This is a genomic window from Alphaproteobacteria bacterium RIFCSPHIGHO2_01_FULL_41_14, from assembly GCA_001767855.1.
In the GTDB taxonomy this organism is placed as follows: domain Bacteria; phylum Pseudomonadota; class Alphaproteobacteria; order UBA7879; family UBA5542; genus 2-01-FULL-41-14.
On record MEMF01000002.1, the window covers coordinates 204,084 to 216,802 of the forward strand.

At 41.7% G+C, this 12,719-nt stretch carries 11 protein-coding genes; 1 reads left to right on the top strand and 10 read right to left on the bottom strand.

The genetic code is table 11. From position 1 onward, the window contains the following. Positions 1–8: 8 nt before the first annotated feature. Positions 9–1,118, bottom strand: coding sequence for a hypothetical protein (locus tag A2621_01000; GenBank protein OFW89488.1), 1,110 nt, complete (start codon positions 1,116–1,118; stop codon positions 9–11). 290 nt (positions 1,119–1,408) lie between these two features. On the opposite strand from A2621_01000, the gene A2621_01005 reads away from it, so the two are divergent. Then, positions 1,409–3,550: a hypothetical protein gene (locus A2621_01005; protein ID OFW89489.1), complete on the top strand. Its 2,142-nt coding sequence runs from the start codon at positions 1,409–1,411 to the stop codon at positions 3,548–3,550. Here A2621_01005 and A2621_01010 read toward each other — a convergent pair. The 9 genes from A2621_01010 to A2621_01050 form a co-directional block, all read right to left on the bottom strand. After that, complete coding sequence (locus A2621_01010) at positions 3,542–4,540, bottom strand: hypothetical protein (protein OFW89490.1); 999 nt, start codon at positions 4,538–4,540, stop codon at positions 3,542–3,544. The two genes, A2621_01005 and A2621_01010, sit on opposite strands and share 9 nt — an antisense overlap. 44 nt (positions 4,541–4,584) lie before the next feature. Next, complete coding sequence (locus A2621_01015; GenBank protein OFW89491.1) at positions 4,585–5,082, bottom strand: hypothetical protein; 498 nt, start codon at positions 5,080–5,082, stop codon at positions 4,585–4,587. Beyond that, positions 5,069–7,630, bottom strand: a complete 2,562-nt coding sequence (locus tag A2621_01020) for a leucine--tRNA ligase (GenBank protein OFW89492.1) — start codon at positions 7,628–7,630, stop codon at positions 5,069–5,071. The genes A2621_01015 and A2621_01020 overlap by 14 nt, the downstream gene beginning before the upstream one ends. 6 nt (positions 7,631–7,636) lie before the next feature. Continuing rightward, complete coding sequence (locus A2621_01025) at positions 7,637–8,134, bottom strand: hypothetical protein (protein ID OFW90104.1); 498 nt, start codon at positions 8,132–8,134, stop codon at positions 7,637–7,639. 80 nt (positions 8,135–8,214) lie between these two features. Further along, a complete protein-coding gene (locus A2621_01030; GenBank protein OFW89493.1) occupies positions 8,215–9,021 on the bottom strand; it encodes a hypothetical protein in 807 nt (268 codons plus the stop codon). Continuing rightward, on the bottom strand, positions 9,022–9,585 hold the full coding sequence (locus A2621_01035) for an elongation factor P (protein ID OFW89494.1): 564 nt from the start codon (positions 9,583–9,585) through the stop codon (positions 9,022–9,024). Positions 9,586–9,588: 3 nt separating this feature from the next. Further along, entirely contained in the window at positions 9,589–10,509 is a 921-nt protein-coding gene (locus A2621_01040) for a fructose-bisphosphate aldolase (GenBank protein OFW89495.1), read from the bottom strand. A 126-nt stretch (positions 10,510–10,635) separates the two neighbouring features. Further along, complete coding sequence (locus A2621_01045; protein ID OFW89496.1) at positions 10,636–11,328, bottom strand: hypothetical protein; 693 nt, start codon at positions 11,326–11,328, stop codon at positions 10,636–10,638. 12 nt (positions 11,329–11,340) lie between these two features. After that, complete coding sequence (locus A2621_01050; protein ID OFW89497.1) at positions 11,341–12,684, bottom strand: hypothetical protein; 1,344 nt, start codon at positions 12,682–12,684, stop codon at positions 11,341–11,343. Positions 12,685–12,719 lie beyond the last annotated feature (35 nt).

The following is a 12,719-nucleotide window of genomic DNA, read 5'->3' on the forward strand; positions in this document are numbered from 1 at the left end:
CGTGGGGTTCAAGAGCGAGTTTTAAAGCAAGAGTCTATGGCCTCAACAATGCCCGCACAAATGGCTTCTTGGTGAGAAGGACTTGTTAGCAAAAGGGCCTCTTTTGGATTGGATAGATAACCCAGTTCAATCAGAATAGAGGGAAGATCTGCCGATTTCAGAATAAAAAAGTCTGCAAATCGATGGGGTTTGCGTAATAAGAAAACGCGATCTCTTAATTTACTCATCAAGCATTGGGCAAATTTTATGGAGAGGTTCATTGTTTCCCGCTTAGTCAAATCAATAAGAATATTGGCAACCTCAGGAAGTTCAGACTGTAAGTCGATCCCCATAATTAAATCAGCTTTATTTTCTTTTTTTGCAAGATGCTCTGCTTGTTTGTCAGACGCCACAGTGGAGAGGGTGTAAACAGACAGACCGCGCGTGTCGCTTCCATCACAACTGTCTGCATGCAAAGAAATAAACAAGTCTCCTTTGGCAGCACGGGCATTTCTGAGTCGTTGGGCCAATGTCATAGACGTGTCGGCTGTGCGTAGGAGAACAGTTGTATACCGTCCTGTTTCGTTCAGTTTCTGACTTAATCGTTTGGCAACGGCTAAAGTCACGTCTTTTTCATGGATTTTTCTGATACCAGTAGTGCCTGGATCTTTTCCTCCATGGCCCGCATCAATAATAATTTTCTTTTTTTGAATGGGTTGTTGTTTTGTGGTAGGGGAGGCTTGTGGCTGTGATATGGCCGTTATTTCTTTTAAGTCGATCACGTAACGATAAGAAAGGTGGCTGTTGTTGGGAGGAATCCAAAAAGTGTTATGAACTATAAAATCTTTCCTAAAATGGAAGAAAAAAACCGTTTTTAGATTTTGTGGCTCCTTTTTTATAAATCGGATGTAATTCGATTGGTTTTTGATCGTGAAAGGGGCAGATGGCGCAGAATTAAGGGTTACAGAGAGCGTGCGGAGATCGAGTTTATAGGAAACATCTTCCTGTTCCGAGACGTCAAAGACAATCCGAATAGCTTTTTCAGTGTGGTCTGCTGTGCGAACACTCAATAGAGAAGAATAGCTGCCAAGCGTCGGTAAAAAAATAAAAATCAAGAATATGAGTCGAAAAAGGGTCATCCGGTGTTTTATGACTTTAAAAATTTTGCCTCTATGCTTATATTGATATATATAGAGAATTGTAGGATCTTATTGATCACATGGTACACACTGATGACTTTTTGGTCAATGTGAGTATTGGCAGTGTAAGATCTTTATAATGAAAAGATTAGAAATTTTATGAAATTAAATCAATGGAGCTTAATTAGCTCTATACTGTATTCAACCAATTTTATTAAGCAGCATAAGATGCGTCTTTTGGTATCTGCTTGCTTAAGAACGGAGTTTATAAATTTATGGCTACACAACGTATGCTTATTGATGCGACGCAAACAGATGAAGTTCGCGTGGCACTGGTTAAGGATGAGTCCGAGTTATTGGATTTTGACTTTGAGTCCCAATCAAAAAAATCTATTAAAGGCAACATCTATCTTGGAAAAATAGTTCGCATAGAACCATCTTTACAGGCAGCCTTTGTAGAATATGGTCGGAACCGTCATGGGTTCTTGGCTTTCACAGAAATCCATCCAGATTATTTTCGTATTCCTGTGGCGGATCGAGAAGACACGGTTCAAACGCCAAGTACTGACGAGGCCGTGCCGGAAGGAGGGGGAGAGCCTTCTCCCTTCAATGAGGAATCTGGTTCAGAACATCCTTTGGAGGAACAAACCAAAGAGGTTTCTGCTGAAGAGTCAGCAGAAGAAAGTCGACGCAAGTACACGCTATATCGTAATTATAAAATACAAGAAGTTATTAAAAGTCGACAAATTGTCTTAATTCAGGTTGTGAAAGAAGAGCGGGGGAATAAAGGGGCTGCTTTGACAACTTTCATTTCTCTTGCTGGTCGATATAGCGTTTTAATGCCTAATGCTTTGCATTCAGGGGGGATTTCTAGAAAAATTACGGAGAACGATGATAGGAAGCGGTTAAAACAGCTTATGGTTGATCTTGCTGTCCCTGAGGGGATGTCTTTGATTGTTCGAACAGCGGGGCTGAATCGCACAAAAAATGAGATTAAAAGAGATTATGCTTATTTGATTAACCTCTGGTCTAAAATTCGCGAAAAGACACTCAGCGCAACGGCGCCGGAACTTGTTTACGAGGAACCTAGTTTAATTCGTCGTGTTTTAAGAGATGTCTACACACCCGACATCCATGAGATTTTGGTTGAGGGGGACGAGGGATATAAAGAAGCGAAAGCTTTTATGAAGATCTTAATTCCAAGTCATGTAAAGCGGGTTAAACAATATAAAGAAAAAAACCAGACGCTTTTTAAAAAGTACAATGTAGAAACCCAAATTGAGCAAATTTTTTCTCCTCAGGTGAAATTAAGATCGGGGGGATACCTCGTTATTAATTCCACAGAGGCTTTGGTGGCAATCGATGTGAATTCTGGGCGCGCGACCCGCGAACGTCATATTGATACAACAGCCTTGAAGACAAATTTAGAGGCTGCTGAGGAAGTTGCACGTCAAGTTCGTATCCGTGATTTGTCTGGTCTCATTGTTATCGACTTCATAGACATGAGTGATATTCGCCACAATATCTCTGTAGAGAAACGTCTCAAAGAATCTCTAAGTATGGATAGAGCGCGTATTCAGGTAGGCCGTATTAGTCAGTTCGGACTTCTTGAAATGTCACGACAACGCCTCAGAAGCAGTATTTTAGAGGCAAACTCATCACGGTGCCCCTATTGTGCTGGCTCTGGTTTGATGAGATCAAAAGAATCACTTTCGGTACAACTTCTAAGAATTTTGGAAGAATTAATCAGTGCAGGCTCAGAGAGTGACGGACATCTTACAGTGAGATTAGAATCTTCTCTTGCTTTCTTTCTTTTAGGTCATAAACGCCGAGAACTGGAAGCTTTAGAACAAAAAAGAGCTCATTTCTTTGATTTAAAGCAAGATGACACCCTAGGGTTTGGTGGGTTTAAAATAGAAAATAAAGACGGAGAATTCATTGCAGATTCTGCCGGTATCCCTCCCGGGGAGCCTGCCTCTCATCCTCATAGAAAAAATAGCAATAGTGGCGGCCATAAGAGTGGTGTGCAGTCCCATCAGAAAAGAAAACCTTCTGGAGAGGCAACGTCTGGGGACATTTCTCCCAAAGAAGATCTTGCTCCAAAAGAAGGTACAACAGAGGGGGCTGTTCCGACTGAAGAGACCTCAGGAGATCATCATCAGCAGCAGGAAGAAAAAAGACAGGGACGTAATCGACATCGACGCAATAGACGTCGCAATCAACGTTCTCCACGTACTTTTGAAAGAGCAGAAGGGGACAACAGTCCTATAGACGTACATTCAGAGGTAGTTCCTTATCAAGAGGCTTTGCCTTCCGTCGTTGAAAAGTCTTTTAATGTGGCAGAAAAAATAGAATTTAAGGAAAAAAATGGTAATAAAGTAGAAGATTCTCATAACCCTAAATCGGGATGGTGGAAAAAACTATTAGACTAAAACTAAAGGTTTTAAAAAGAAAAATTCAAAAATTTCTTTGGCAACCTTACTGTTGAGTTTGATTGAAATTTCAATTTTTGTTATTTCTTTGAGGATACTTTCCATTTCTTCTTGAGACCAAAGAAATAATTGTTTTTTAAAGGTGCCTTGTTCATGAAACAACAAGGGAGGGGTTAGAATTTTTATGCTTCGTTCAAGAGGATTCCCTGAATTTAATTCAGATTTGACATGATGAAGGCGACTCAAAGAGAGGGTCAACATGCGCAAAACAGAAATATAAGAAGTGGATTCATCCAGTCGGTTCATACAGGTGATCAACTTTTTTTTATCCCTCTCTAAAAAAGAATCTACTAAGTCAGAAGCCTCTGTTTGACCTGAAAAAGAAATAAGATTCTTTAGGTCGGCCATTTCAAGTATTTCTTTAGAACCCATATAAGTGAAAATCTTTTCCAGTTCACTCTTTAGGGTTTCGGGGGATGAATGGAAAAAATTTCCTATTTGACGGATAAGCTCAGAAGATGTTTTTTTACGGCGCTGTGTAAAAATATTTCTTATTTCTTTTTCTAATTCTGCGGAGGAGAGATCATAACAGGGGATACTAAAAAATTGAGGATGACCTTCGTACAATTTCCTTAATTTTGAAACTGGTTTCAAGTAGTCACGTGCATGAAGAAGGAAAAAAGGGGCTGACTGAGAGTCAAGATCTTCTACGAGAGGAACTATTTTATCAGTTGCCTGAGTAATAATAATGATTTCTGGGCCAGAAAAAAAATCTTTGGTAAAAAAGAGACTCAAGTCTTTCTTATTCTCAAGAACAAGATCTTGGGGGATGGTTCGCGGTTGAAAGCCAATGATGGTGGGATTGTTCTTAAGGAAGCAATCCATTTTTGATTGGACCCAAAACTCTGAGTTCCCATAAAACAAAAGAGATCTGGTTTCCCCCAAAGGATCTTTACATAGTTTAAAAAAAGAATCAGGGGATAATTTCATTCTAAGAGTTTCTATTTTTTCTAATTTTTGTCCAGTGTGCCCAATTATTTTTTTGCAAAAAAAGAAGCCAAATGAAGGCGAATATTTTGAGCGGCTTCTTCTACCAGACGTCTTTTAGCGCTCTTTTCTTCTATGAAATTTGAATAGGGGACGGTAAAAGAAAGCACATAATCCACCGATATAGTTTCGTTTGTGGAGAAGAGAGTCTTCCCAGTTCTCAAATCAGATAAGGTTATACTATACGTTAAATCAATGGCTTCTTGACTTGCTGTGGCATCTTTTTGAATAGCGACCCCTCTTGCCGCAAAGGTAAGATCAGTTGAAAGGGTGTAAAGAGGATGGCGGGCGGGGCCATATGGTGTTAATAGGGTGGATAATTGATTATGCAACAATTGCCCTTCTCGATTGGGGATGGTTTGAATCTTAATATGGTTTAGGTGATACTTCACTTCCCTTGAGCTTTCTTTATAGAGAGGATGGAAGCCACACCCATTCAATAAAAAAATGGCACAAATGCCTAGGATAAATTTATGAGCAAACAATGTTTATAATCCTATTCGGGACAATAATAACTTTTTTGACTTGTTTCCCCTCAACCAGTCTTTGAACGGTGGGGAGCTCAAGAGCAAGGGTTTCAAGGGTTTCTTTTTTTTGTTTAGAAGATACATGGACCGTCCCCCTTAACTTGCCATTAACTTGCACAGCGAGGGTTATTATATCATCTTTCAGAAAGGTGTCATCCGCCTTCGGCCAAGGAGTTTTAATCAAAAAAGAATTCTCTTTCAGGAGTGTTTGCCAGGCCTCTTCACAAAGGTGGGGAATAAAAGGCGAGAAAAGTTGAATGAGGATCCGAATGCTCCAGTGAGCAATCCATCGATCAGATTCTTCTTGTAAATTCAGGCTTTCCATTTGGTTTGAGAGCTCGCGTAAACGTGCAATGGTTTTGTTGAAGTGGAATTGGTCATAGTCACGTGAGACCGCCTCAACGGTTTTATGAGTTTCTTTCTCCACTTCTTGGGCGCATTTGGAGAAATCGTTTGGTTTTACTGCGGGACATTCATGTCGACTAATTTTCTCAACAAGGGCCCATAATTTATTCAAATAACGCCACGTGCCCTGTAATCCCGTTTCAGTCCATTCAAATCCCCGATCAGGAGGAGAATCAGACAGAATAAAAAGACGGGCTGCATCTGCGCCAAATTCTTCAAGAATGTCAGAAGGATCTATCGTGTTGTTTTTGGATTTGCTCATTTTTTCAGAGGGACCCTCCGTGACGAGGAGCCCTTGTGGTGAGTAGAGTTTTCCCTCTTTGTGAACCACTTCATGAGGATAAATCCACTCCCCATTTTCTGCATGATAAGTTTTATGGGCAACCATTCCTTGGGTCAGCAATCCCTCAAAGGGTTCTTTCAAATTTAAATATCCACATTTTTTAAGAGCGCGCATAAAGAAGCGAGAATATAAAAGATGAAGGATCGCGTGTTCTATCCCTCCAATATATTGGTTTACGGGCATCCACGACTCAACAACATTTTTATCAAAAGGCATAGAATTGGTTGGATGCGGAGAGCAAAGTTTTAGGAAATACCATGAAGATTCAAAAAAAGTATCGAATGTATCCGTTTCACGCGTCGCGCTTTGGGCACACGTTGGACATTTAACGTATTTCCATGTGGGATGGTGGTCAAGAGGGTTGCCTGGAATATCAAAACTCACATCTTGGGGCAATGTTACTGGCAAATCTTTCTCAGGTACGGGGACAATGCCACATTGATGACAATAAATAATGGGAATAGGGCATCCCCAGTAACGTTGACGAGAAATTCCCCAATCTTTTAACCGATACAGAACAGTTCCATATCCTATTTTTTGTTCTTCTAACTTTTCAATCACTCGTTGAATAGCTTCGGGAACGGTCAAACCATTCAGAAAAGAGGAATTCACCATAATTCCTTCTTCCAAAGAAGCTGCTTTTTCCCTAAGGGAGGGTAGATCTCCGTTAGGTAGGGCGATTACAGGTAAGAGGTCTAGGTTATATTTCTTCGAAAATTCATAATCGCGCTGATCATGGGCTGGAACCCCTATGACTGCACCGGTGCCATAATCCATCAAAACATAATTGGCTACATAAATAGGAATAGAGCGGGTGTCATCAAAAGGACAAAGAGCTTCTAATTTTGTTCTTACTCCCTTTTTTTCAGCTGTATCAATCGCCTTTTGGCTTGTTCCTAAAGCATCGCATTCTTTTACAAAGGCAGCTAATGTCTCATCTGTTTTGGCCAGCTCAAGGGCTAAAGGATGGTGACAGGAAAGCGCAATAAAGCTCACCCCAAATAAGGTGTCAGGACGTGTAGTATATACCCGAAGGGCCTGCGATTGATTTTTGATGGCATAATTGATATAGGCTCCATGAGATTTACCAATCCAGTTTTTCTGCATGGTGATGACTTTTTCTGGCCATTTTTTTAAATCATCCAATGATTGTAAAAGGTTTTCAGAGAAATCACTAATGCGTAGGAACCATTGGGACAAAAGTTTGCGCGTTACAGGAACACCAGATCTCCACCCTTTCCCATCAATGACTTGCTCGTTCGCCAAAACCGTTTGTTCTTCTGGATCCCAGTTGACCCACGATTCCTTTCGATAGGCTAATCCAGCTTTGTAAAATTCTAGAAAGAATAATTGTTCATGTTCGTAATAAGAGGGATCACAAGTAGAAACTTCTCGAGACCAATCAATGCTCAGTCCCAGACTGTTGAGTTGCTCTTTCATTGTCTGAATATTGAGATTGGTCCATTCGAGGGGGTGTGTTTTATTCTTGATGGCAGCATTCTCAGCGGGGAGACCAAAAGAATCCCACGCAAAAGGGTGTAAGACATTAAATCCTTTTGCCCATTTATAGCGGGCAATCACATCTCCAATGGAATAATTGCGAACATGCCCCATATGAAGACGACCCGAAGGATAAGGCATCATTTCCAGAACGTAGTACTTTGAAGGATCGGTGTCTTTGGCCTCAAAAAGATTTTTCTGGGCCCAAACAGACTGCCACTTAGATTCTACAATGCGAAAATTATAGGCTTGAGACATGAGGTATTATTCGATTTCTGTCGCTACTTTTAATTCTCGAGCCCGAGAGAGGATCGTCTCTTCAAATTTAAGAAGGGTATCGCGATCCAGGGGGATGCTAATCCACTCACCTCGTGTGTTTTTCTTTTCTCGGAATATAGCAACTTGTACGCCTTCAGAAGTTAACGCTCGACCCGTGATCATAATTTCTATTTTTAATCTTTCATTTGGTGTTTCAGGGGAAGAGTACCAGTCAGTGATAATAGTACCTCCAAAGGGATCTGTGGATTTTTTAGGGAGAAAGGAAACTGTTTCCAAAGAGGCCTTCCACAGATAGGTGTTAACCCCGATGCCGTAAGTTTCATTTTTTTTCTTAGCTGTGGTAAAAAGAGGTTCTGCTAATAAGTGACCCTTTGTTTTGTCTTCCCGTCGCTCACGTTTGTTTTTAGGCTCCTTCCCGAGCGTTTTATCCGCCAGGCTGGGGAGAGATAGTATAAGAATACTAATCACCGAAAGAGTTTTTATAATCATTTTCTATTCCTGTCTTGAGTTTGAAGAAAATATATACGTATTAAAAAATAGCTTCAAGGGAAACATCAGAATTGTCAGCAGGAAGATATGGCATTTTTCAACTCATCATAGATATGAGGATTTGAAGCAAGGATGGAATCCCCTGTTTCAGGCTTTTCCCCCCCATCTATTTCAGATACCATGCCGCCAGCTTCCCGGACAAGGAGAATACCTGCTGCCACATCCCAAGGTTTTAATCCAGGCATAAAATAAGCTTCGGATTTTCCGGCTGCCGTATAAGCTAAAGATAAAGCAGCAGATCCCAAACATCGAATAACGGAGGTGTTTTCTGTGAGAATAGACCAAGTGTTTTGGAAAAAAGAACCGTGTTTTTGATAGGGATCATGATGATCCGTTATAATCAAAGCATCCATTAAAGCAGAACGACTAGAAACACGAAGGTAGTCTCCGTTGAGAAACGCCCCCTTTCCTTTCTCGGCCCAGAATAAATCACCTCGCAAAGGATCGTAGGTTACCGCATGTTTTATCTGTCCCTTTTCAGAGTGGGCAATAGTGACACAAAACCCTGGCAATCCATGTAAAAAATTGGTGGTTCCATCTAAGGGGTCAATAATCCATTGATTGTCTTTGTCCTTATTTTCTTCTGCGCCACTCTCTTCCATCAAAAAACAATAGTCAGGACGGGCATTTTTTAAAACTTCATAGATCAATTTTTCAGATCTTTGGTCAGCAATGGAAACAAAGTCCGCAGGGCCTTTTTTGGCAATTTGTAGTTTCTCGACTTCGTTGAAGTCGCGAATAAGACTGCGGCCTGCTTTTTCAGCAGCGTCGATCATGACATTTAAAGTGGCGGATGTGGTGAGAGTGCGATTACGATACATTTATTTGGCTTTTTCCACATAGGTTCCATCTGCCGTGTTAACGACAATTTTTGTTCCTGTTTCAATATGAGGGGGCACCATAATCCGGCGACCGTTTTCCACAATGGCGGGCTTATAGGATGAAGAAGCTGTCTGACCTTTAATAACGGGGTCTGCTTCTGTCACTTCCATGACAAGGGTTTCGGGAAGTTGAACGGTAACAGGTTGGTTATCGTGAATGGAAAGTTTCACAATCATACCGTCTTTTAGAAAATCATGTCCTTCTCCGATAAAATCTTGTTCTAAAGAGACTTGGTCATAAGTTTCCAGATCCATAAAGGTGAATTGATTCCCTTCAGAAAACAAGAATTGATATTCTCTTTCTTCTAACGTCACGCGTTCAACCGTCTCGCTTGAGCGGAAGCGCTCGTTCAGCTTGGTTCCAGTGCGCACTTCTTTGAGCTCTACTTGTAAATAAGCTCCCCCTTTTCCGGGTTTGGTATGCATGGTTTTGACAGCGACCCACAAACGTCCTTGGTGTTCAATAACATTCCCTAATTTAATTTCGTTGCCTGAAATTTTCATTGTTTATCCTTGACTTTTATACACATCGACTATCTTTTCTATCAAAGTCAGAGATTCCTGTCGAGGGCGTTGGAACAAATTGCGTCCCATGATAGAGCCAAATCCTCCTCCGTCATGAATCGCTTTTACCTCCGTTAAGAGATTTTTTTCCGATTTTTGGTCTCCTCCAGAGAAAATCACAAGGCGGCGCCCATTAAAACAACTACGGACCACATAGTGAATCCGGTCTTTCAAAGTTTCAAAGGGGATATGGTATGATTCAAAGGCTTCTTTATCTGGTTTTTTCTCAAGATAAGCAGTGGGAACTTTTACTTTCACAATATGAGCTCCCAAAAGACAGGCCATGTGGGCTCCATAACTGACCACATCAAGAGCTGTTTCTCCCTCTTTCGATAGGCTTCCTCGAGGATAGGACCAAATGACCACGAACAAACCAGCTTTGCGGGCCTGTAGGGACAGGTGTTGAATTTTTTCAATCATGGCATAAGAATAACGAGAGCCTGGATAAAAAGTGAGCCCCACCCCATGGCACCCGAGGCGAATGGCGTCTTCCACAGAGGCGGTCACGGCTTGATCGGGCTGATCTAAGTGAATGAGGCTGTTCCCACTGTTCAGTTTTAAAATGGTTGGAATCTTTCCTTTGAACGTTCTGGCCCCGGATTCTAACAATCCTAAGGGGGCGGCGAAGGCAGACAAACCAGCTTCAATCGCTAATTCATAATGGTAGTGGGGATCGTACGCCCCAAGGTTCATGGCAAAGCTTCGGGTAGGGCCGTGCTCAAACCCTTGGTCAACAGCAGAGATGATCAGTTTCCCCGTGCCTCCTAGGGCTCCATGATAAAGAACATCTTTGAGACGTCCTAGGGTTTCGGGTGTGTCTGCTTCATAGAATTTCAAAATTTCACTTGGGCCCATATGACTCATGTGCTTTTCCTTAAATTGATACAAAACAATTGGGTCACATCTTACTTTGTCTTGGCTAGAATAGCAATCTTAGGAAGTAATAAAGAGCACGGAAGAAGGCAGACACGCTTCAGTTGACAGCCCGATTCATTTCAGAGCTTCTTTTATTTTTAACAAATCCATCCATACATCTTTTTTCTTACCCGGGCTACGCAGCAAGTAGGCAGGGTGGTAAATGGCCATGGTGGGGATGGGGTGGGCAAGGCCATCGGATTTATATTCCAGCCACTTGCCGCGCAATTTCGAGATCCCTTCGTTTGTTTTGAGAAGGGTCTTCACAGCCGTTCCTCCCACCAAAATGAGAACTTTTGGGTTGATAAGTTCAATATGGCGCTCTATAAAAGGAAAACATGCCTCTAATTCCTGTTGGGTGGGTTGGCGATTACCGGCAGGGCGCCAAAAAACAGTATTCGAGATATATAAATCTTTTTCTCTGTCGAACCCGGCGCATTTAAAAGCTTGGGTTAAAAGCTGGCCACTCATGCCCACAAAGGGTTTGCCCTGTCGATCTTCGTCAGCACCTGGCGCTTCTCCCACGAGCATAAGGGGGGCTTTTGGGTTGCCATCTGAAAAGACGAGATTTAGGGCTGTCTTTTTTAAAGAACATCCCTCAAAGGAATCGAGCATTTTTTGTAAGTCTTCAAGAGAGTGCACGTGGGATAAAGATCCTCTTTTTTTTGATGTAGCCATCTTCTCGACCGTAGATTTTGTACGATCTAGGGGGGTGTTGGATAAAATCTCAGTAATCTCGAGAGTTGTTAGAAGAGAGTCATTTGTCATCTTAGAAACTTATCATAATTTAGCTGTTTGAGTATTCGTATTTCTCTCGCGTTTTGTTTGTAATTGCAAGTCTTGAGCATGAAGATAGAGAGGGTCTTTCTTATCAAGATGATGAAGGGCTCGGCTTACTTGTTCATCTGCCTCGGCCCACTTTGATAATAGAACAGCTTTTTCTGCTAAGGCAAGAGCCATGGCACCCATTTTATTGAGTCGGCCATAGACGATGGAAAGGAGGTGCCAAATCGTAATATTGTTGGGCTCTTTTTCGCGGGCCTCTTCTAAAAGTTTTCTGGCTTCTTGAAGGGTCGTGGGTGTATTCGAGGCAATGAGACACTGGGCAAGCCCCATTTGAAATAAAGCTTCTTTAGGTTTCAAAGCAAGCGCCTGTCTATAATTCTCAATAGCTGGATTTATTTTCCCATTTTCATAGTAAATTTGGCCCTTTAATTCGTGGTAATAAGGATTTTGGGGGGCTTGTTTCACAAGGGAATCTAAAGTTTTGATGGCCTGATCGATCTTGCCTTGACGATAGTACGCAATGGATTGAGCATATTTTTCCAAAGGGGTCGTGCCCGCATTCTTCTGTAAAATACTTTCTGGCGGAAACAAGAAAGCTTCGAGTTTTGTTTTTAAGATATGGTAGTTTTTTACCATGATTTCAGGCAGAGGTTTGTGGCAGGAAAGTTTAAGCTGTGCCCTTACTGTTTCTAACCGATCTTTTGTCAGGGGGTGCGATCGAATATACGGGTCTTGTAAAGAGCTGCTCAGAAATTCTTGGCCCAACAACTTGTCAAAAAAAGTCGCCATTCCCTCAGCGGGCCAACACAAAGCATTTAAATATTTAAGGGCGGCCTGATCGGCGGAAGCTTCTTCTGCGCGGTTGTAACTTAAAAGAGAATAAACGTTAGAGATGTTTGACCCGGTTGCAACAGCGGCTCCCAAATCTGGCCTATTTGTTAAAATACCGAGGGCAATGCCTGCGGCAACAGATAAAATATTCGCTTTCTGTGTTTGATCTAAATTTTCAATCATCCGAATAATATGCCGCCCCTCAAGATGTCCTATTTCATGGGCCAAGACGCCCAGAACTTCCTCAAGACTGGTTGTGTGTAATAAAAATCCGGAGTTAAGAATAAGAGTCGTATTAATCGTCGCTGCAGCATTGATGTCCCTATTAATCAGAATGATGAGATTGAGGTCTTTTTTATTGAGGTGTGCTTTCTCAAGAATCGGGTCGATATAGCTTCGCAGGATGTCTTCTATTTCCGCATCTCGAATGACTGTTCCCTCCTCGAAAGCAGCCGTTGCTTGGGTGAAAGTCAAAAGAAGGGTCAGGAAAAGAAAAGCCTTAATCATTTTCTCATTCTAATTTTTCAGAGTGAGGAATACTA